The sequence below is a fragment of the Christiangramia sp. OXR-203 genome, from assembly GCF_034372165.1.
Classification (GTDB): Bacteria; Bacteroidota; Bacteroidia; order Flavobacteriales; family Flavobacteriaceae; genus Christiangramia.
Window position 1 is genome coordinate 3,158,994 of record NZ_CP139698.1, and the last position, 19,259, is coordinate 3,178,252.

The window sequence follows — 19,259 nt, forward strand, 5'->3', positions numbered from 1 at the left end:
TGTCTGGATTCCTGAATCTATCAATTTTGCCAATTGCTTTTAGAAAATCTTCTACAGCTTAACATGCTTTAACAAGTCCTGTTATTCCATGTCAATTATTTTCCCTTCCACAGGCCATACTTTTGTATTCAATTTTTAAGAATCAAATCATGAGTACACAAGCATTATTAAAAACATATAAATTAGGCGATCTGGAACTGAAAAATCGTGTCATCATGGCTCCTATGACCCGTGGTCGTGCAGATAATCCAGAGAAGAAAGCTATTCCTGAACTCCATTCAGAATATTACCGACAAAGAGCGAGCGCTGGTCTTATAATTTCTGAAGGTTCCCAGGTTTCCAAAGATGCCGTTGGATATATTAATACGCCCGGAATTCATACAAAGGAACAGGTTGAAGCCTGGAAAGACGTGACCTCAGCAGTTCATAATGCCGATGGAAAGATCTTTATTCAGCTATGGCATGTGGGTAGAATGTCACATCCAGATTTTCATGGCGGTGAATTGCCATTGGCGCCATCTCCCATCAATCCGAATTCAAAATCGTTCACACCAGATGGTTTTAAGGATACGGTTGTGCCCAGAGAAATGACCATAGAACATATCAAGCAAACCATTGAAGATTTTAAGCAGGCTGCTAAAAATTCTATGGAAGCAGGATTTGACGGAGTAGAAATACATTCCAGTAATGGATATCTTTTTCACCAGTTTTTCAATGCGACTTCCAACCACAGAAATGATGAATATGGCGGTTCTATAGAAAAAAGGTCAAGAATACTTTTTGATGTTCTGGATGCGGTGAAGGAAGTAATGCCGGAAAATCGTATCGGGCTTCGCTTAAATCCTTCCATGCACGGCCTATTCGGGATGACTATGGATGAAGAAACGATCCCTACTTTCGATTATATCATCAAGAAGCTGAACGAATACGATCTTTCTTACCTTCACCTCTCTGAACCTTTTACAGACGTTTCTGAAATTTCTTTTGCTGAAACAGATATCGCTAAACGTTATCGACCTATCTACAAGGGAACATTAATGATCAACACGAATTTTGATCAGGAAAAAGGGAATGCAGTGCTTGAGGATGGTGATGCAGACCTTGTTGCCTTCGGAAAACCATTTATCTCTAATCCAGATCTTGCTGAAAGATTTGCACAGGGCGTTGAACTGGATTCCTGGGATGAGGATACATTTTACTCGGGAGGAGCAAAAGGCTATACCGACTACGAGGTTAAAACTGAAAGAGCTACAGTGCTTCAGTAAAAAAACCTGAAGTTTAATACTATAAAAAAGTCCTTCAGAAATTTCTGAAGGACTTTTTTTTTTGCTTTGGTATAAATAGATAAACTAGAATTCCTGAACCGTAGGTCTAATTACGATCTCATTCACGTCCACCTCTTTTGGTTGCTCAATCGCATACGCTATAGCTCTGGCGATAGAATCCCCAGGAATTGCCTGCTTGTAAAATTCTTTTACATTTTCTGAACTTTCATCATGGCTAGAACCATATTTTAATTCAGAATCTATAGCTCCAGGCTCTATGGTCGTTGTTCTAATGTTTCCACCAACCTCGTGACGTAAACCATCAGAAATTGCTCTTACTGCATATTTAGTTCCGCTATAAACGGTTCCTCCAGGACTAAATACTTTGATTCCGGCAACTGAAGACAGGTTTATAAAATGACCAAATCCCTGTTCCTGGAATACTGGTAGCGCTGCGGAAATTCCGTAAAGAACACCTTTAACATTAATATCAATCATTTTATCCCACTCCTCCACTTTATCTTCGGCAAGGGGTGCAATAGCCATCAATCCGGCATTATTGATAAGAACATCAATTTTACCATATTCTTTTTTACTAAGTTCAATGAGATTTTTCAGGTCTGCTCTCTTAGTAACGTCTGTTTCTACGACAAGAGCTTCACCTCCATTTTTCCTGATATCATCTGCAATGGCCTCCAGTTTTTCCTTACGTCGAGCAGCAATTACTACCTTTGCTCCACGTGAAGCTAAATGACGGGCTGTATTTTCACCAAGTCCACTACTACCACCTGTTATAATTACTACTTTTCCTTTAATATTATCTTCCATAATTGTGAGTTTTAGATTTCACTTAAATTCGGAGACAAAAATACAAGAGGATAAGGAGCTGTATAAATTTGGCTAGTAGGTTTGTAAATAGTTTAACCTGGTTGATTGACCTGAGTTAATAATATAAAATTGATAAGAAGTATTTTTAGAAGATAAAGGTTATTAAACCATGAATATTGTATCAGACGGTTTGCTCTTCTGAAGTAGTAGTTTTAATTCCAGAGATGGTATTATCATGTTTTCGACCGAATCTACCGGTTATGGTCCATCCTACACCGAGGCCCAGCATGATCCCTGACACTAAATGAAAATTAGTACTTGTACTTAGGTAGCCAATGAGGATTCCAAAGATGATCATCCCCAATCCCAACAACCTCACTTTGTTCATGACGCAATTTATTATGGTCTTAATAAATGCGGATTAGGGCTGGCATTTGTAGGTTTAGACCTGATTTGGATGGTAAATTTAAGAATTAAATCCTGAGAAATAAAAAGAAAATTGGTTAAAATACTAGTATTCAACGATCAAGTTAACGCTAGAAGCTCTATCTTCTAATAATAATAACTATTTAGTACGAATTCCCTGCGTAGTAAAGGAAAGGCCTTGCTGTCCGGAAGTGGAGATCATCACAGCATCAAATACCGGCTCGGTAGCGTTTAAATTTGCTTGCCAGTCAAAAACAAAATTAGCTCCGGTTCCACCAGATCTATCGGTTTCATCGATCACAATTTCGATCGTTTCCAGTGGTGCGATAAAAATGGGAGCATCAAAATAAGTTCGGATGAGCTTTCCATTAGTAGCGTAATAGTCGGCTCTTTCAACGTAGATGGTATCCTCACGACTGGTGTTCCTCATGCTAATAGTAGCAGTTAGATCGTGAGTAATATGCTCCGTCTGACTATAGATTTCAGAATAGATAGAGAGATAAGTTTCCCCGGAAGCTAAGGAATCATTCTCCGGAATAGCAATTTGTCTCGACTCCCAACTAATAGGGTCTATAGAACTGATCTCCTTCTTATCCTCGCAGGCTTGCAGCACGAGAAAAACTATCAAAAAGCCGAAGAAATGTTTATGTAGATATTTTTTTTTAGTCATATCAATTAGGCCTTAGGCTATTTTAAAACTACAAAAAAGTCTCTTAATCCTGCCAGTATGGATTGGGTTGCATAGGCTGCCAGTATAAGACCCATGATCTTGCTTACCACGGTGATCCCATATTCCCCCACATGATCTTTCACACGATTGGCCGTTAATAGCAATATGCAGGTAATAGCAATAACCACGAGCACCAATGCTGTGGTCACAGCCTGCTGCTGTATTGTATATAGATTATTATCTGTCATTAGCACTACCGCCATGATGGCACCCGGAGAAGCAATAGACGGGATGGCAACCGGAAAGATCACCACATGCTTGTAATCTTTGATAAGTCCTTTTTCAGATTCAGGTTTACCATCGCCAAAGATCATCGTAAGTGCGAACAAGAAAAGGATCACACCACCCGAGATCTGGAATGCATCCAGGGAAACATCCATTCCATCAAGAACAAGCTGTCCTACGATAATAAAGAAAAGGAGTATTAGAAAAGCGATGATAGAAGCTCTGATGGCCACTGTCTTACGTTTCTTCTCGGGAATGTTCTTAGTTGCTTCCAGGTAGACCGGTACTGACCCAAGCGGATCGATCACGGCAATAAAAAAGAAGATAGTAGTGATGATTTCATTCATTGTTCCAGTGTCTGGCAACTAAATTAAATAAATGGATCGGAATTCAGGTTCAATTACCATGGGTATCGCCTTAGACCCACGATTTGTATATTATTTTTAAGATGATAGCCCCAATTGGTAAAAGAATAAAAATGATTTTGCAATAAGTAAGTTTCGCTATGACACTTCATAAAGTTTTATCGATTCCGAAGTCTATGAAAACTTCAATCAACTCCACTACTTTTTCTGTATACACTAAAATTTTAATTCTCAAATATTCAGCTGGCCTTCTTCAATTCATAATAACAAGACGTGCAATACCGATTAAAAATGTTTGCAATTCGCTCTCTATCTACCAACGAAACATGCTCAATATCAAAAATTGAAGTTTTTCCGTAGCGCGCAATAATAATAAGTTCACTATCTGTAATTTCTACCGAACGAATTTTTTCAAAACTAAACTGCTTCCCCCATATTCCCTTCATTTTGATATTTATTCCAAGCTTGTTCCAGGAAACTACCGACTTGTAAAAAATCATTCGGCTCCAAAATAATAAAAGAATTAAGTGAGCACTGAACAACAGAACACTATCGAATCTTCCAAACATGTCATTGAAATAGTCCACACCATACAGCACGAGACATACTAATGCCAGGGAGATAAAGATCTTGCTGGATCTACCGTGGATTTTGTGAAATAACACTTTATTCTTTTGCATACTGAATTAATAAACAGCGTATTTTCAATGGATTAGAATTCAGATTTACTAATCTACAAATCAATTAACCATAAGATAATACTGCATAAAAGATATTAATAATTTCTGAACCTTAAGCTCTAGATGCAAACATACATTTGCCCTCAAATTTGAGCTATGAGGTTGAGATTATTCAGGGAGCATTTTTCGCTATCTTTGCCCAAAAGGAAGGGAATGTTTTGCTTTTATCTTGAGAACAGAAAACGCTTTGGTAATCAACATGTGGTTCACCTTAAAAGCTGTGATCTCCTGCCCGAGAAAACTGGAAGAACCAAACTTGGTTTTTTTAACGATTTCCAGGAACTGCACGCACAGCATGATCCAGCTGAATCTTCTTTAATAGCCTGTACTTATTGCTGTAAATCATTTCAAATGAATACGGACCAAAGGATCACACCTACAGAAAACTAACTGGTAATCTGCCGGTTTTCAATCACTTCCAGAACCACATTTATAACTTCTAGAAATTTCTCAAACTTGCTACGAACACTTTGCTTTTAAAATCTATATTTGCCGTCCCAAAAAAAGATTTTCATTATGAGCGTAGTATGGTACGAGTGCAAAGTAAAGTATAGAAAGACCCATGAAACCGGTGAAAGTAAAGTAACTACTGAAACCTATCTTCTTGACGCTGTTTCTTATACGGAAGCTGAAGCAAGGATAACAGAAGAGATGAAGACTTACACAAGTGAGGAGTTCATGATCACTAATATCAAGGTTGCGAATCTTTCTGAAGTTCATCCATTTGAAAATTCAGATAGATGGTTCAAGTCCAAAGTCTCGTTAATTAGTTATGATGATGAGAGTGGAAAAGAGAGAAAGTCTAATCTATACATGCTTATCCAGGCGAACGATGTAAAGGAAGCTTATGAAAATACGGAGCAGGCTCTACAGGAAACGATGGGCGATTATAGCATTCCTGCTATTACTGAATCACCAATACTCGATGTATTCCCATATTTTTCAGATGTAGAAGAATCAACGGTAACTTCTGAAGTAACAGAAGAAATTGAAGAGACAGAGAAATCTGAAGTTGTGGAAAAGACTGAAGAAGTCCCTTCAGAATAAGCTCCACTATTGAGGAATAATTCAGATTACACGGCAAAAGTGTGGAATTGTCACCCATGATTTTAAAACAAGATCAAATTAAGCCCTGATTATCAGGGCTTTTCTAATGGCACAAGAGTTGCCTATATGGAAACCAATACGAACAAAAATCTGAAATATGAATACTAAAAAGAATTATGAATCTATTGCTGAAGAAGAACACGCTTCAGGAATAAATAAATTCTTACCAACCAAAAATCCGCTGAATACATGGGGAATCGTTGTGCTTATTAGCACCTTCATTCTCATGTTAGGATCAGCATACCTTGTATATTTTCTGCAGAGTGATTTTTCGGAGATCAATACTGCCCGAATGAACACTACATGGGGTTATGCGTTCTTTATCCTTGCATCTGCCCTCTTCCTATATCGGGGAGCGTTTTTTATCTATAACCTGGTGTTGTATTTCAAATACAAACCAATAGAATCAGTTTCTAACGAAGAACTACCAACCTGTACCGTGATCGTTCCAGCTTACAACGAAGGTAAACAGGTATATGCTACGCTTATGAGCCTGGCTGAAAGTGAATATCCTACAGAAAAACTACAGTTACTTGCGATCGATGATGGTAGTAAGGATGATACCTGGAGCTGGATGCAGGAAGCTAAAAAAGTTCTGGGTGATCGTGTAGCGATCTATCAGCAGCCTGAAAATAAAGGAAAAAGACATGCATTGCACAGAGGTTTTAACCTTGGTACCGGGGAAGTATTTGTAACCGTAGACAGTGATTCTGTAGTAAACGCAGATACTTTGAGAAACCTGGTAAGTCCGTTCGTTGTTAATGAGAAATGTGGTGCGGTTGCAGGTAACATTAGAGTTCTAAATAACGAAAAGGCATTACTTCCAAAAATGTTGAACGTGAATTTCGTACTAAGTTTCGAGTTTATGCGTTCTGCAGAAAGTACACTGGAATCTGTACTTTGTACTCCTGGTGCCTTGGCAGCATATCGTGCTAGCGCTGTATTCGAATGTCTTCCAGAGTGGATTAACCAGACTTTTATGGGGAAACCTTCAGATATTGGTGAAGACAGAGCTATGACTAATATGATCCTTAAACAGGGACAACACGTCCTTTTCCAGAGAAACGCGTATGCATACACCAATGTACCTGAGCAATATAAAGGTCTTTACAAGATGTTTATTAGATGGGGACGAAGTAATGTTCGGGAAAATATCGCCATGTCTAAATATGTATTTACTCAGTTTAGAGAAGGTTCAACTCTTGGATCAAGACTGTTGTTCATCAACCAGTTCCTGAAGATCATTATGAGTTACCCATTGATCATGATCATGCTATTTTTCGTGATCTCTCACCCACTTTTATTCCTTAGCTCAACATTTCTGGGAATTATGGTTTATTCAAGTTTCCCTGTATTGTTCTATGCCAAGAGATATAAGCTTTCAGAATCATTGTGGGCTTACTCGTATAGTATTCTACATACTTTTGGATTATTCTGGATTACCCCTTACGCGATTGCGACAGCTAGCAGAAGTGGATGGTTAACCAGAGAATTAAGTGTAAAGAAATAACACTAAACCCCAACAACTAAGAAAAGAAAAGCGATCCAGTTTAGGATCGCTTTTTTTATGATTTGGTTCTACATCTTGTACCGAATGAGGCTGAAGAGTGAAACCGTAGCCCAGACTGCTTCCAGAATTATAAATGGAATATAATCCATTAAAACCGAAGCATAACAGGCTAAAGAGGCTCCAATTAAATTCAGTAAAATATAGATAAGATCTTTGGTTCCAAGTTTTCCTGCAGCGTTAAGTACATACGCCAGAAGAATTAAAAACACTCCTACCGAACCTATCCAGTCTATATAAGTCATACTCAATAATTATTTACCTTTTTTAGCATTCATTGGATTCATAAACCGGTGCAATAATTCTTCTGAAATCACCGGATTTGCACCTTCTTTTGCCGCTACTAATGCGCCCATCGCACAAGCTGTATCCAATGCTACCTGAGGTTTTTCCCCCTGAAGCATTTTCGCCAGAAGCGTACCAAGGAATGAATCGCCGGCTCCTACCGTATCCTTGACTTTTACCTGGTAACCAGAATTATAGTAAAGCTTTTTGTCATGCATCAAAACTGCGCCATGTCTGCCTTTGGTGACGCAAATAGTTTCAGCATTGGATTTCACCGCCATAAACAACAGGTTCTGTTCCAGTGAATTGTATTCTGAACCCAACATTTTTGCGATCTCAAATAATTCATCATCATTAAATTTGATGAATTCTGCATGCTGAATCAATTCAGCCAGGAGATCTTTTGAATAATGTGGAGGTCTCAAATTGAAGTCTAAAACTCTGTAAGACGCTTTTGGTATAAGATTGAACAAAGTCTTTCTGCTTATATCATCACGGCAGATCAAACTTCCGAAGATAAATGCATCACTACGGGAAACCGATTGTTCTATATTTTCTGTAGCGACAATACCATCCCATGCTGCCGGATATTTAATCGTATAGCTGGCTGAACCACTTTCTGAAAGTTTTACATCCACCGCTCCGGTCTCCCGGTTTTCATCCTTTAAGATATTACCGGTTTCAACACCCTGGGTTCTTAGGTAGTTCAGCAATTCTTCTCCCCTGGAATCAACTCCAACCTTACTGATCATTTCAGCATCTATTCCAAGACTGCTTAACCTTACTGCGACATTAAGCGGTGCACCACCAATTCGTTCCATATCTGGAAAAACGTCATACAAAACCTCACCAAAACAAACCGCCTTTATCCTTTTTGACATATACTTTTATTGATTATTAAAATTTAGTTCATAAGCTTCAAAACTATCCACCGTAAATTCTTTTTCTTCGGAACCAACGGAGAAAGTATCCCAAGGCTGCTCAGAAAAAAAGATCTCTGTAATAACGGTCTTTCCATTATCAATGAATAATTCCATACTGGTTTTATCAAGTATCATGTGAATTTCCATAGCATTGGACGCTGTTATTCTAGGTGCTGTTGAAGGTGTCCCGGAAAACTTATCTGAAAAATCATTCACTCCCGCTTCGCTTCTATCCATACTGAACTTTTGTTCTGAATGATCATAATTTACCACGAATTTTTCTCCCTGTTCATTAGAAAGTGTAAAATGATAGTTTCCATCTTCTTCTAAGCCGGAAATACTGAATTTCACCTCAGCTTTAGAAAGATCGATTGCTGATGTATCTATAAGCACCAAATCTTTCTTAGCTGAAAGTGCGCTTTTCTTGACTGGGTCACCTCTGAATTTTTGTAACTCTTCTACCGGCTGTGAAGTTACCAGGTATTGTCCATCCTCTTTAATGAGCCTCAGTTCTCTTGCAATGGTCATCGCACTTCTCCAGGTTTCGGTTGGCACTTCCTGCGCATATAACCAGTTAGACATCCAGCCCAGAAACAATTTCCTGCCATCTTCCTCTGGCACATTAGACCAGGTCACTCCAGCGTAATTGTCTCTACCAAAGTCTATCCAGTAGTCATGCTTTTCTTCAAGGTTGCTCATATTTTCTTCCGGCGTAAAGGTTGTCCCATCAAAATCTCCTACAAAATACTGAGTCCCAGATCCACCATTATAGCCTCCAGGATTTAAACTTTGAATCAGCACCCATTTAGTTTCACCGGTACCTTCAACCTGCATTGGAAAGAAATCCGGACATTCCCAGACTCCGTCATGTGCTCCATTTCCCTGCCCAAACTCAGATACTTTTTTCCATTCTTTCAGATCCTGTGAGGTATAGAACAAAGTCTTTTCGGTTGTTGCCAGAGCCATTAGCCACTGCTTGTGTTCCTCATCCCAGGTTACTTTTGGATCTCTGAAATTTTCAATTCCTGGATTAGGCAATACTGGATTTCCTTCATATTTTGTCCAGGTCATACCTTTATCAAGACTATAAGCAATTGCCTGGGACTGGTAATCCTTTTCACCCTTCTCTGCTCCTTTTGGTTCATGATAAGTAAAAATAGCCACCACGGGAGTTTTACCATCCTCACCAAAACCTGAAGTATTGTCCATATCTACTACAGCACTACCGGAGAATATATATCCCTTTTCATCTGGAAACAAAGCGATCTCCTGTTCTTCCCATGTAATCATGTCCTTACTCGTGGCATGTCCCCAGTGCATTGGTCCCCAAACATTATCGTCTGGATAGTATTGAAAATACAAATGATAAGTGCCATCAAGGTAAAACATCCCGTTTGGATCGTTCATCCAGTTCTTTTCCGGAGTAAAGTGGAAATTAGGCCTATAGACTTCGTCACTGTTTACCTCAACTTCTGTTTGAGTAATTTCTTCGGAAGTTTCTTCAGAATTTTGATCCTTACACGAATTGAAAAACAGGCAGCAAACAGCCAGTGAGGTTAAACCGAATTTAATCTTGTTCATAATATCAGGTTGTAGTTGAAATTTCTTTAATGGATAATTCTTCCGCCAGTTCTTCCAGGGATTTACCTTTGGTTTCTGGCATCATAAAAATAACGAAAAACAGTTGTAGCACCATCATGAATGCAAAGAAGGCGAATACCCAACCCGCTCCAATCGTACTGAATAAATACGGAATACTGGAAGGAATAATCGCCGCTAGCACCCAGTGAGTTGAACTTCCGAATGCCTGTCCCGAAGCTCGTAATCTGTTCGGAAATATTTCAGAAATAAATACCCAGATAACCGCTCCCTGTCCTATCGCGTGTGAAGCTATAAACAGGAATAAAAATATTGGCACCCATAAACCTCCCCAATTCAAAAAGAATGCAGCTGCAACCAGTGAAAGGGATATAATATAGCCTATCGACCCAAACAGCAGCAGCTGTTTTCGACCGAGCTTGTCAATAAGAAACACTCCTAACAGGGTGAACAACAGGTTTACAACTCCAATTCCTATACTGCTTAGCAAGGCTGTACTTTCTCCAAGTCCGGCAGCTTCAAAAATTCTGGGAGCATAATACAGGAATGCATTTATACCGGATAACTGGTTGAAAAATGCGATTAAAAATGCGAGAATAAGCGGGAAACGGTACTTTTTCATAAAGATGTTCTCACCGGTAACTTCAGAATCAGATTGTGTTTTTATCTCATGAACTTTGGCACTAGCATCCAATCCTGGATTGATCCTTTCCAGGATGCGTTTAGCTTCGGCCATTCTTCCTTTAGAGACCAACCATCGCGGACTCTTAGGAATCCCGATAACAAAAAGAATATATAGGAAAGCAGGAATAGCCTCTACACCAACCATCCATCGCCACGGTTCTTCTCCGGTATTTCTCAACAGGTAATTTGAAAGAAAGGCGATAAGAATCCCCAGAACAATATTGAACTGGTACAGGGCAACTAATTTACCACGTTTATTGGCCGGTGCGATCTCTGAGACGTAGGCTGGTGCTGTAATGGTAGAAGCTCCTACCCCAAGTCCTCCAAGAAATCTAAAAAATGCAAAGGTATACGGATCGTCTACAAGGGAGGAGCCTAAAGCAGATACGAAATAAAGGATTCCAATAACGATAAGTGTATTTTTTCTACCAAATTTATTCGTGGGGAAACCTCCAAAGATAGCTCCAACCACAGTACCCCATAAGGCCATGGCCATCACAACAGAACCATGGAAGGCATCTGAAGTCCCCCATAATGCCTGCAATTGTTTGTCTGCCCCAGAAATTACTACTGTATCAAATCCAAAAAGAAACCCGGCAAGGGCCGCACTTATGGAATAGAAGAAAATTTTATTCATAATCGTAATTAAATAAAATTGGATATCATAGTCCGTCAAATTTCATAACCGCACCATGAATTATTTAAAATTAGGTGGAGAATTTAAGAATTATTAAACAAACTGACCCAACTATAAACAGATTAAAGCTATTTAGCAATAATAATTACCGATTTCGTTGCTTGTCCATTTGAAATTTAGTTTTAAATAATCTAAATCATTTAATCGGAAAGAAAGTTTTATCTTCATCTTCAACCAAACATCAAAAGAAATTCAAGGCGACCCGATTGATCAGCATTCAGGCTGAGTGGTTTTCCATGAAATATTTTGATGAAAAAATATACCGTTTTCTGGCTCCTACTATTAGCAACGCAAATTTCTGCTCAAAGCTGGATAAGTAGTGAAAAAACTTATTTTTATGCTGGTACAGGACTGGATGTTCGAAATGCAGTATTTGGAGGCACAGTGAACCCGGCTGCTTACGACGGTATATTTTCTTTAGGATACAGAAATGAACATTTTAGTTTCGAAGCCTATTACGAAACTTTTCAAGCCATCAATTATGCTTCATCAGGTTTCAATGTTGGCTATGTTTACCGACCCGGAAAAAAGCTGATCCCGGTAACAGATCTCTCCATCTCTATAATTCAAAGACCCTGGAAATCCTTTCCTTCCCTCGCAATTAATAACCGACTGGAATTTCACTTTTCCAGGTTCTTTATTTATGCAAGAGGTGAGTCCCGCTGGCGAACAGATTATGATTTTTTTCAGATTTCTGTCTACGGAGGTATTAATTTTAAATTCGGTTTCGAATATTAACAGGCTCAGTCAGTTTCTCATAATATTAACTATGAGTAATTCATTTTTATCTAATTTTGACGCTGTACCAACCAATTGATCATGGAAATATTCTTGCAACCAGATACCTGGGTAGCTCTTCTAACTCTTACTTTCCTGGAAATCGTCCTGGGAATAGACAATATTATATTTATTTCTATAGTAGCGGGTAAAGTTCCCGAAGAGAGTCAGAAAAAAGCCAGAATTGGCGGCTTGTCCATTGCATTGATCATGCGAATTTTGTTGCTTTTGAGTATCACATGGATCATTGGGCTTACCGAACCGGTACTCACCGTGGCAGATTTTGAATTAAGCTGGCGTGATATTATTCTGGTCGCCGGTGGTATATTTCTACTTATTAAAAGTACACTTGAAATTCATCATAAGGTAGAAGGACAGGAGGAAAATAATACGACCGAAAAAGGTAAAAAGCCAACGATAAGTTTTAGCTCCGCGATCGTACAGATCGTACTTCTGGACATCGTTTTCTCCTTTGATTCCATATTAACTGCTGTAGGTTTAACAAATCAAATCATCCTCATGGTGATAGCGGTAATTGTTTCCATCATAGTGATGATGATCTTCGCCAAACCTGTAGGAGAATTTGTAAATAATCATCCAACAATTCAGATCCTGGCTTTATCATTCCTAATACTAATTGGAGTGATGCTTATCGTTGAAGGTGCACATTATCATGTTCCAAAAGGCTACATCTATTTTGCAGTATTCTTCTCTTTAGCGATAGAAATGTTGAATATGCGTTACCGTAGAAAGAATACTTAATCGATAATTTCGTAGTGAATTGGCTTAAAGCTTCCACCATTACTATCTTCAGCAGAGCATGCTGTTAAACCAACTATAAGGTCCATTTTAGCTTCGAATAAAACATAATCACCGGCTTTGCTTAAAGGCGGATCTACACTAAGTTTTCCATTAGTGTCGAATTGGACGTTCATAAAAATATTGAATGCGGTAGGAATGTCATCTGGCTGAATTTCGAACTTTTCCAGGTTGGTATAAAGATTCTCGAAACAACTCGGGTGATACTCGTTATTATTATACATGATCTGGAACGTTTCAGGACTGCACGGTGCAAGTAAAAAATCATTTCGACCGTTCGTATCTTCCAGGATCTCCATCATTTGATTGCTTCTGTTACTCCAAAGATGGTCACCCTGACTAATCAAAATACTTTCTTCAAAATCCAGAGTTTTCCCGGAAGAAATTTTTTCCCGGGTATCCTTCGCATTGAAAAGAACCATATCACTTACCTGTTCACCATTTGGATCGATTACTTTCAATTTCTGACCTTTTTTCAGTCTGAATGCAGCACCCGTTTGTCTTTTAATTACTTCGATCATTGTAGATTATGTTCGTTTTTAATGTCTTCTGAAATTTGATTTTTTATGGGATCTTCTGAAGCATCTAATTTGCTTACTACCCTTTTCACATCTTTAGAATGGTAAGACTGATGCAATTTTGCGATGCCTTCAACTTTCACCGGTTCGATCCAGAAACCCGTGATCTGTGGAAGGTGATCTTCCAGCATTTTCTTCGGAATATTATCGTAGTAAAGAGGATTTTCCTGCTCCTTTTCGAAATTAGCTACCAATTTTAAAAGAGATTCTCTTAGTTCTGACTCCGACTGAAGTTTAATTTTTCCATTTACATGCACCGCAGAATAATCCCAGGTGCTAATATCTGCTTCTTCGTACCAGGAAGAGGAAATATAAGAATGAGCACCCTGAAATATCAATAATACCTCAACATCTTCCTTCAGAAATTCTTTCTGTTCGTTATGGTTTGCGATATGAGAAAATAATCTCCACTTACCATCTTCAGATTCATCGATAAGTACAGGAATATGCGTAGCTAGAAGATGATCTCCCTTGAGAACAAATGTCCCAAATGGAAATTTCCGAAGAAATGGGAGAATAAATTCATCCTCATCTTTCCGGTATTTTTTTGGTCTGTACATTTCTTATTTTCCTAATGGAATGGGCATTTCCATTCCTTATCTACTTTACGCCCACTGTATTGTTTGGCTTCGCTGTTATTTCCAAAATCTTCCAGCATAGGGTTAATCGAGCCCTGCAAAGCTACGTCCCGATCACGAATTCTATCACGAACTTTTTGATAGGTTCCCATTTCCCTGAGTTTTTCGAACTGCCAGTGCAAGTTGAAGGTCAGGGTAGTATATGGACTCTGTCTCGCCTTTCTCGAAGAATTTGGATGTAAGCCCACTACATAGAAAGCCTTTCCTGCAATACTAAAACTAAAATTTTCATCCTTGGGATCATCACTTACCGTGGGATCCCATTGCTCACTATCCAGTTTATGAATATTGGATAATTGCTTCCATAGTAATTCTTCGAAGCTAATTTCAGAATATTCTGGAGAATTTGGAAATACTGCCAGGAATGTTTTAAAGTCATTGGACTCAAAATCGTAAGCTTCAATATATTCTTTTAGATCCTTTAATAATCTGGCAGAAGCCTCCATACTACCAAAGTCTTCATAAGTTTTGAGAGTAAACTGGTCCATGGCAAAAATTGTCTTGGCCATAATACACGGATGTTCATTCTCAAGAATAAATTCGGCATATTCTGCCTTTATCTGTTCATCTGAAACAGCTTTTAAGCTCTTCCGTTTTGTTCTTTCCTTTACCTGCATCTTCTTTCTATTTTGAAACGTCTTTGTATAAATAATCTTCCAGTTCCTCGTCGTCCTTATCGGTATGTAAAACCGAAATATCCCCGGTTGCTTCGAAAACCACAGCTCTAACTTCTTTCAGCCTGATCACATTCGCTTCTCTTAACTTAGAACGAAGATCTGCTTCAGTCACCCGAGCCTTTTTCAAATTTTTATGTAGAATTGTTTGTCCATCCATAAGCATCAAAGGACCATTATCTACAACATTCTGAACGATCTTAAACCTACGCAGGATCGCCACAAAGAGCTGTAGTACATAGATTGCTGCAATCCCAACTACACCTTCCCATAAACTCACGCTTTTACTTAGAACGGTAGTTGCAACCATGGACCCAAGAGCAACGGTCATGGCAAAGTCAAAACTGGACATTTTTGAAAAACTTCTTTTCCCGGCGATTCGGGTAAAGATGATAATTGCGATATAGATCCCTATTGCTGTTAGTATAATTGCAACAAAGGACGGAATGTCAAATGCGAACCACTTGTCCATTTAATTTAGATTTTTAAACCCGATGAATAAATTATAACCAAAATAATTACCTTGGAATACACCCGATTTTTGGTTGAAATTCAATTTACCCCGGCTTTTAATTAATTAAATGTTAAGCTGTCATAATCATTTCTAAATTCCCGAGTTTTGTAGTGAAACCGTTAAACTTTCAGGGAAAGTCATTAATTTCTAAATTCGAATAATGGAAAAGATCAATAAAATCGGCCACCGTGGTGCTAAAGCTCATCTCGCTGAAAATACACTGGAAAGTATAGAAAAAGCGATTAGTCTTGGAGTGGATATGATCGAGATCGATGTGCATCGATGTGCCACTGGCGAATTGTTCGTGATTCATGATTTTACCCTGGACAGAACTACTAATGCCAGCGGAGAAATCGCTAAAAAAAGCAGTACAGAAATGCAGTCATTTTTGATCGAAGAGCAGTTCAAAATTCCTACGCTAAACGAGGTGCTTGATCTTATCGAGAATAAATGCCAGATCAACATTGAGCTTAAGGGTCGGAATACTGCGAGAGCGGTTTCAGAAATCATTCAACATAAAGCTGAAAAGGAAAATTGGGAATATGGCAACTTTCTGGTTTCCAGTTTTCAGAAGAACGAATTGTTCGAAGTCAAAAAGATCAATTCCAGGATCCCGCTGGCAGTCCTAAGTAAAGCGAGTGTACCTGAAGCTATAGAACTTGGCAAGAAACTGGATGCGGTAGCGATTCACCCTTCCGTAGGAATTATTACAAGAGATAACACAAAACTCTGCCAGGATCATGGTTTTAAAGTAAACGTGTGGACCGTAAATGAAGCGAATGATATAATGAGAATGATCGATTTCGGGGTTGATGGTATTATCTCAGATTACCCGGATCGATTACAGAATCCTGTTAAATTGTTGCAAAACTAGATACTAGCTCTTAGTTGTTTACTTTTGCCATCAAAGAGCTCAATTTTGGAATATTTCGACAGGATCATAGTAGGTGGCGGTGCAGCAGGATTTTTTACAGCGATCAATATTGCTGAAAATAACAGGTCGCTGAAAGTCCTTATTCTTGAAAGAGGTAAAGACGTTTTGAACAAGGTTCGCATCTCAGGTGGTGGCCGGTGTAATGTCACTCATGCTGAATTTATTCCTGCCGAACTGGTTCGTAAATATCCCCGCGGAAGCAAAGAACTTCGAGGACCCTTTCACAAATTTATGACCGTAGACACCATTGGCTGGTTTGAAGACAGAGGAGTTTCCCTTAAAACTGAAGATGACGGACGAATGTTTCCCATAACAGATTCTTCGGAAACCATTATTGACTGCTTCAGGAAGGAATGTGATAAATTGAAGATCGAGGTCCGCACTGGTGAAAGTTTAAAAAATTTTTCTTCTGAAGGTGATTACTGGAAAATTGAAGTAGGCTCCAAAGAATATTCCTGTGAGAAACTGATGCTTGCAACCGGCAGCAATTCGAAGATCTGGAATCTTTTGAAAAGTAGCGGACATTCCATCGTTGAAGCCGTTCCATCCCTTTTCACGTTTAATATTGAAGATGACAGGATCAAGGATCTTCCCGGCATCGCGATGGATGCAGAAGTAGAGATTCCTGGAGCTAAACTTAGTAGCGATGGTCCATTACTTATAACCCACTGGGGTTTCAGTGGCCCTGCTATTTTAAAGCTTTCAGCATGGGGAGCCAGGGCTTTAAATGAACTTCAGTATAAATTCAGCATAAAAGTGAACTGGATTCCTGGTGAAAATGAACTGTCGATCCTCGAAACTTTAAAAGAGTTGAAACAGGAACATTCCAAACAACAGGTTTACAAAAGAGCTCAGTTCGATCTACCAAAAAGATTATGGCACAGCCTTGTTCTCGCTTCTGGCATTTCTCAGGATAATAAATGGGCAGACCTCAACAAACAGCAATTGTCGAATTTGGGTGTACAGCTTACAGCGGCCGAGTTTGAGGTAAATGGAAAAAGTACTTTTAAAGAAGAATTTGTAACCGCTGGAGGAATTGATCTAAAAGAAGTAGATTTTCAAACATTTGAAAGCAAACTTCACCCAAATCTATATTTTGCTGGAGAGATTTTGAATATTGACGCGATCACTGGAGGCTTTAATTTTCAAAATGCGTGGACAGGTGGATTTCTGGCTGCAAAAGCTATGAGTTAAGGCGCCAGATCTCAAAATTAAAAGCGAAGGCCAGAAGAATCCATACAGCATAAGGAATTAGCATATAAGCAGCTGTGTTACTTACTATCTTAAACCATTTTATGGTGAAAAGAGTAATAACGAACAGCAGTGCCAGATCAATTAAAGCCAGGACCGGTTTTTCAAGAGCAAAGAATAGCAGGAACCAGAAACCATTCAGCAATAACTGGAAACCAAAGTGGTAAAGTGCTGTTTTTACCCATTTGTGATAGAAACCTTTACTCCAAACGATACCAGCAGCGACTCCAAGTAGCACGTACATAAAAAGCCAGATGGAGCTTAAAATATCATCCTTTATGTAAAACCATGGTTTTTGCAGGCCTGTATACCAATCTGCCATTCCTGTTTGAATAGCGATCGCACCAAGAAGACCGAAGACAAGACAAATGCCTACCGCAAAAGTGCTTCTTATGAGAAGTTTTGTGGTCATATCTGGTTGGTTACTCTCACTAAAATAGCAATTTATTTAAAAGGAAACCTCTCGAGATCTTTACATAAAGTTTAACTTTGACAAAAATTTTTCAGAATGACGCATCAGGAATTTGTTCCCTCCATGTATTCCAATGAAATAAAGTCTGGCAAGGTAAGCTGGCAATCCCCAAGTAATATAGCACTGGTCAAATACTGGGGTAAAAAGGAACATCAAATCCCTGCAAATCCGTCTATTAGTTTTACGCTAAATCATTGCAGGTCAACTACTAGTCTGGAATTTCAGAAAAAAGAGGATAAATCTGACAGTTTTGAGTTCGATTTCTATTTCGAGGATAAACCTAAAGAAGATTTCAAACCCAAGATTCAGAAGTTTTTTGAGCGCATTCAGGAATATTGCCCATATCTAATTGATTACAAGTTTATTATAAGAAGTGAAAACAGCTTTCCTCACAGTAGCGGCATAGCGTCTTCTGCTTCAGGGATGAGCGCACTTGCCCTTTGTATTATGGATCTTGAAAGTCAGCTAAATCCTGATATAAGCGAAGAACACTTCCAGAGAAAAGCATCTTTCCTCGCAAGACTTGGTTCCGGGAGTGCCTCCAGAAGTATTCAGGGCGATCTTATGATCTGGGGAAAACATAATGATTTTGAGAGTTCATCAGATCTTTTTGCCATCAGTTATGAAGATAAATTACATGAGAACTTTCAGAATTTTCAAGATACTATTCTACTTGTGGATAAAGGTGAAAAGCAGGTTAGCAGCACGGTTGGCCATGATCTAATGCATGGGCATCCTTTTGCTGATGAGCGTTTTAAACAAGCTCATGACAATCTTAGCAAGCTTATTCCCGCATTAAAATCTGGTGATTATTCAGAATTCATAAAAATTGTGGAAAGCGAGGCATTGACACTTCACGCCATGATGATGAGTAGTCAGCCATATTTTATTCTTATGAAACCGAACACGCTTGAAATCATCAACAAGATCTGGAAGTTTAGAGAAGATACTGGTATACCCGCTTGTTTCACACTGGATGCTGGCGCCAACGTACATCTGCTATATCCTGAAGATCACGCTCCTAAAGTTTTAGAGTTCATTAAGAATGAGTTAGTTGCGTATTGTGAGAATGGACACTATATTTGCGACCAGGTTGGGAATGGCGCAAAAAAATTGTAATTTTAACAAGTTTGCAGCTACATTTCTGCCTATTGAACCTGA

General features: G+C 38.8%; 23 protein-coding genes. 9 read left to right on the forward strand and 14 right to left on the reverse strand.

The features are described from left to right. Window positions 1-149 precede the first annotated feature (149 nt). Window positions 150-1,265 carry an alkene reductase gene (locus T8I65_RS14580; RefSeq protein WP_322301282.1) on the forward strand — a complete coding sequence of 372 codons (1,116 nt, stop codon included), beginning with the start codon at window positions 150-152 and terminating at the stop codon, window positions 1,263-1,265. Between the two features lie 84 nt (window positions 1,266-1,349). On the opposite strand, the gene T8I65_RS14585 is transcribed toward T8I65_RS14580, so the two are convergent. From T8I65_RS14585 to T8I65_RS14605, 5 genes are all read right to left on the reverse strand, one after another. Further along, the gene (locus T8I65_RS14585; protein ID WP_322301283.1) at window positions 1,350-2,093 is read right to left on the reverse strand and encodes an SDR family oxidoreductase; all 744 of its coding nucleotides are present in this window, start codon (window positions 2,091-2,093) and stop codon (window positions 1,350-1,352) included. A 181-nt stretch (window positions 2,094-2,274) separates the two neighbouring features. Then, window positions 2,275-2,481 (reverse strand): hypothetical protein, encoded by a 207-nt coding sequence (locus tag T8I65_RS14590; RefSeq protein WP_322301284.1) that lies wholly within the window; start codon window positions 2,479-2,481, stop codon window positions 2,275-2,277. Between the two features lie 177 nt (window positions 2,482-2,658). Next, window positions 2,659-3,189, reverse strand: a complete 531-nt coding sequence (locus T8I65_RS14595) for a DUF3124 domain-containing protein (RefSeq protein ID WP_322301285.1) — start codon at window positions 3,187-3,189, stop codon at window positions 2,659-2,661. Between the two features lie 17 nt (window positions 3,190-3,206). Then, window positions 3,207-3,821 carry a MarC family protein gene (locus T8I65_RS14600; RefSeq protein ID WP_141878941.1) on the reverse strand — a complete coding sequence of 205 codons (615 nt, stop codon included), beginning with the start codon at window positions 3,819-3,821 and terminating at the stop codon, window positions 3,207-3,209. A gap of 257 nt (window positions 3,822-4,078) precedes the next feature. Next, entirely contained in the window at window positions 4,079-4,519 is a 441-nt protein-coding gene (locus tag T8I65_RS14605) for a hypothetical protein (RefSeq protein WP_322301286.1), read from the reverse strand. 156 nt (window positions 4,520-4,675) lie between these two features. Here T8I65_RS14605 and T8I65_RS14610 point away from each other — a divergent pair, with 156 nt between their 5' ends. From T8I65_RS14610 to T8I65_RS14620, 3 genes are all read left to right on the forward strand, one after another. Further along, the gene (locus tag T8I65_RS14610) at window positions 4,676-4,969 is read left to right on the forward strand and encodes a hypothetical protein (protein ID WP_322301287.1); all 294 of its coding nucleotides are present in this window, start codon (window positions 4,676-4,678) and stop codon (window positions 4,967-4,969) included. Window positions 4,970-5,095: 126 nt separating this feature from the next. Continuing rightward, window positions 5,096-5,626 (forward strand): DUF4494 domain-containing protein, encoded by a 531-nt coding sequence (locus T8I65_RS14615; protein ID WP_322301288.1) that lies wholly within the window; start codon window positions 5,096-5,098, stop codon window positions 5,624-5,626. A gap of 157 nt (window positions 5,627-5,783) precedes the next feature. Beyond that, a complete protein-coding gene (locus T8I65_RS14620) occupies window positions 5,784-7,196 on the forward strand; it encodes a glycosyltransferase family 2 protein (protein ID WP_322301289.1) in 1,413 nt (470 codons plus the stop codon). A gap of 68 nt (window positions 7,197-7,264) precedes the next feature. On the opposite strand, the gene T8I65_RS14625 is transcribed toward T8I65_RS14620, so the two are convergent. Genes T8I65_RS14625 through T8I65_RS14640 form a run of 4 tightly spaced genes read right to left on the reverse strand, consistent with a single transcriptional unit; the run spans window position 7,265 to window position 11,381 of the window. Next, on the reverse strand, window positions 7,265-7,498 hold the full coding sequence (locus tag T8I65_RS14625) for a CBU_0592 family membrane protein (protein WP_322301290.1): 234 nt from the start codon (window positions 7,496-7,498) through the stop codon (window positions 7,265-7,267). Between the two features lie 9 nt (window positions 7,499-7,507). Further along, window positions 7,508-8,419 carry a carbohydrate kinase gene (locus tag T8I65_RS14630; RefSeq protein ID WP_322301291.1) on the reverse strand — a complete coding sequence of 304 codons (912 nt, stop codon included), beginning with the start codon at window positions 8,417-8,419 and terminating at the stop codon, window positions 7,508-7,510. 6 nt (window positions 8,420-8,425) lie between these two features. After that, window positions 8,426-10,042 carry a glycoside hydrolase family 32 protein gene (locus tag T8I65_RS14635; protein WP_322301292.1) on the reverse strand — a complete coding sequence of 539 codons (1,617 nt, stop codon included), beginning with the start codon at window positions 10,040-10,042 and terminating at the stop codon, window positions 8,426-8,428. A gap of 4 nt (window positions 10,043-10,046) precedes the next feature. After that, window positions 10,047-11,381: a sugar porter family MFS transporter gene (locus T8I65_RS14640; RefSeq protein WP_322301293.1), complete on the reverse strand. Its 1,335-nt coding sequence runs from the start codon at window positions 11,379-11,381 to the stop codon at window positions 10,047-10,049. Window positions 11,382-11,690: 309 nt separating this feature from the next. Here T8I65_RS14640 and T8I65_RS14645 point away from each other — a divergent pair, with 309 nt between their 5' ends. Continuing rightward, window positions 11,691-12,179 carry a hypothetical protein gene (locus T8I65_RS14645; RefSeq protein WP_322301294.1) on the forward strand — a complete coding sequence of 163 codons (489 nt, stop codon included), beginning with the start codon at window positions 11,691-11,693 and terminating at the stop codon, window positions 12,177-12,179. Between the two features lie 81 nt (window positions 12,180-12,260). Then, the gene (locus T8I65_RS14650) at window positions 12,261-12,980 is read left to right on the forward strand and encodes a TerC family protein (RefSeq protein WP_322301295.1); all 720 of its coding nucleotides are present in this window, start codon (window positions 12,261-12,263) and stop codon (window positions 12,978-12,980) included. On the opposite strand, the gene T8I65_RS14655 is transcribed toward T8I65_RS14650, so the two are convergent. The 4 genes from T8I65_RS14655 to T8I65_RS14670 are packed head-to-tail and all read right to left on the reverse strand — an operon-like array spanning window position 12,977 to window position 15,399. Next, entirely contained in the window at window positions 12,977-13,558 is a 582-nt protein-coding gene (locus T8I65_RS14655) for an urea carboxylase-associated family protein (protein WP_322301296.1), read from the reverse strand. The genes T8I65_RS14650 and T8I65_RS14655 overlap by 4 nt on opposite strands. Beyond that, entirely contained in the window at window positions 13,555-14,175 is a 621-nt protein-coding gene (locus T8I65_RS14660; RefSeq protein ID WP_322301297.1) for an FMN-binding negative transcriptional regulator, read from the reverse strand. The genes T8I65_RS14655 and T8I65_RS14660 overlap by 4 nt, the downstream gene beginning before the upstream one ends. 11 nt (window positions 14,176-14,186) lie before the next feature. Then, window positions 14,187-14,870, reverse strand: coding sequence for a guanitoxin biosynthesis heme-dependent pre-guanitoxin N-hydroxylase GntA (gene gntA, locus T8I65_RS14665; protein WP_322301298.1), 684 nt, complete (start codon window positions 14,868-14,870; stop codon window positions 14,187-14,189). Between the two features lie 7 nt (window positions 14,871-14,877). Continuing rightward, window positions 14,878-15,399 (reverse strand): DUF421 domain-containing protein, encoded by a 522-nt coding sequence (locus tag T8I65_RS14670; protein WP_322301299.1) that lies wholly within the window; start codon window positions 15,397-15,399, stop codon window positions 14,878-14,880. Between the two features lie 202 nt (window positions 15,400-15,601). On the opposite strand from T8I65_RS14670, the gene T8I65_RS14675 reads away from it, so the two are divergent. Together T8I65_RS14675 and T8I65_RS14680 are read left to right on the forward strand one after the other, a co-directional pair. Then, window positions 15,602-16,315 (forward strand): glycerophosphodiester phosphodiesterase, encoded by a 714-nt coding sequence (locus T8I65_RS14675; protein ID WP_322301300.1) that lies wholly within the window; start codon window positions 15,602-15,604, stop codon window positions 16,313-16,315. 42 nt (window positions 16,316-16,357) lie between these two features. Beyond that, entirely contained in the window at window positions 16,358-17,569 is a 1,212-nt protein-coding gene (locus T8I65_RS14680; RefSeq protein ID WP_322302807.1) for an NAD(P)/FAD-dependent oxidoreductase, read from the forward strand. Here the strand turns inward: T8I65_RS14680 and T8I65_RS14685 are convergent. Next, window positions 17,559-18,038: a TspO/MBR family protein gene (locus T8I65_RS14685; RefSeq protein WP_322301301.1), complete on the reverse strand. Its 480-nt coding sequence runs from the start codon at window positions 18,036-18,038 to the stop codon at window positions 17,559-17,561. The two genes, T8I65_RS14680 and T8I65_RS14685, sit on opposite strands and share 11 nt — an antisense overlap. Before the next feature lie 96 nt (window positions 18,039-18,134). Between T8I65_RS14685 and T8I65_RS14690 the strand changes: the two genes are divergently transcribed. Continuing rightward, on the forward strand, window positions 18,135-19,217 hold the full coding sequence (locus T8I65_RS14690; protein ID WP_322301302.1) for a diphosphomevalonate decarboxylase: 1,083 nt from the start codon (window positions 18,135-18,137) through the stop codon (window positions 19,215-19,217). The last annotated feature ends 42 nt before the right edge of the window (window positions 19,218-19,259 follow it).

Excerpts from the sequence above, each read along its gene's own strand:
- T8I65_RS14580 (WP_322301282.1), top strand. The coding sequence starts at position 150 with ATGAGTACACAAGCATTATTAAAAACATATAAATTAGGCGATCTGGAA.
- T8I65_RS14585 (WP_322301283.1), bottom strand. The coding sequence starts at position 2,093 with ATGGAAGATAATATTAAAGGAAAAGTAGTAATTATAACAGGTGGTAGT.
- T8I65_RS14590 (WP_322301284.1), bottom strand. The coding sequence starts at position 2,481 with ATGAACAAAGTGAGGTTGTTGGGATTGGGGATGATCATCTTTGGAATC.
- T8I65_RS14595 (WP_322301285.1), bottom strand. The coding sequence starts at position 3,189 with ATGACTAAAAAAAAATATCTACATAAACATTTCTTCGGCTTTTTGATA.
- T8I65_RS14600 (WP_141878941.1), bottom strand. The coding sequence starts at position 3,821 with ATGAATGAAATCATCACTACTATCTTCTTTTTTATTGCCGTGATCGAT.
- T8I65_RS14605 (WP_322301286.1), bottom strand. The coding sequence starts at position 4,519 with ATGCAAAAGAATAAAGTGTTATTTCACAAAATCCACGGTAGATCCAGC.
- T8I65_RS14610 (WP_322301287.1), top strand. The coding sequence starts at position 4,676 with ATGAGGTTGAGATTATTCAGGGAGCATTTTTCGCTATCTTTGCCCAAA.
- T8I65_RS14615 (WP_322301288.1), top strand. The coding sequence starts at position 5,096 with ATGAGCGTAGTATGGTACGAGTGCAAAGTAAAGTATAGAAAGACCCAT.
- T8I65_RS14620 (WP_322301289.1), top strand. The coding sequence starts at position 5,784 with ATGAATACTAAAAAGAATTATGAATCTATTGCTGAAGAAGAACACGCT.
- T8I65_RS14625 (WP_322301290.1), bottom strand. The coding sequence starts at position 7,498 with ATGACTTATATAGACTGGATAGGTTCGGTAGGAGTGTTTTTAATTCTT.
- T8I65_RS14630 (WP_322301291.1), bottom strand. The coding sequence starts at position 8,419 with ATGTCAAAAAGGATAAAGGCGGTTTGTTTTGGTGAGGTTTTGTATGAC.
- T8I65_RS14635 (WP_322301292.1), bottom strand. The coding sequence starts at position 10,042 with ATGAACAAGATTAAATTCGGTTTAACCTCACTGGCTGTTTGCTGCCTG.
- T8I65_RS14640 (WP_322301293.1), bottom strand. The coding sequence starts at position 11,381 with ATGAATAAAATTTTCTTCTATTCCATAAGTGCGGCCCTTGCCGGGTTT.
- T8I65_RS14645 (WP_322301294.1), top strand. The coding sequence starts at position 11,691 with ATGAAAAAATATACCGTTTTCTGGCTCCTACTATTAGCAACGCAAATT.
- T8I65_RS14650 (WP_322301295.1), top strand. The coding sequence starts at position 12,261 with ATGGAAATATTCTTGCAACCAGATACCTGGGTAGCTCTTCTAACTCTT.
- T8I65_RS14655 (WP_322301296.1), bottom strand. The coding sequence starts at position 13,558 with ATGATCGAAGTAATTAAAAGACAAACGGGTGCTGCATTCAGACTGAAA.
- T8I65_RS14660 (WP_322301297.1), bottom strand. The coding sequence starts at position 14,175 with ATGTACAGACCAAAAAAATACCGGAAAGATGAGGATGAATTTATTCTC.
- gntA (WP_322301298.1), bottom strand. The coding sequence starts at position 14,870 with ATGCAGGTAAAGGAAAGAACAAAACGGAAGAGCTTAAAAGCTGTTTCA.
- T8I65_RS14670 (WP_322301299.1), bottom strand. The coding sequence starts at position 15,399 with ATGGACAAGTGGTTCGCATTTGACATTCCGTCCTTTGTTGCAATTATA.
- T8I65_RS14675 (WP_322301300.1), top strand. The coding sequence starts at position 15,602 with ATGGAAAAGATCAATAAAATCGGCCACCGTGGTGCTAAAGCTCATCTC.
- T8I65_RS14685 (WP_322301301.1), bottom strand. The coding sequence starts at position 18,038 with ATGACCACAAAACTTCTCATAAGAAGCACTTTTGCGGTAGGCATTTGT.
- T8I65_RS14690 (WP_322301302.1), top strand. The coding sequence starts at position 18,135 with ATGACGCATCAGGAATTTGTTCCCTCCATGTATTCCAATGAAATAAAG.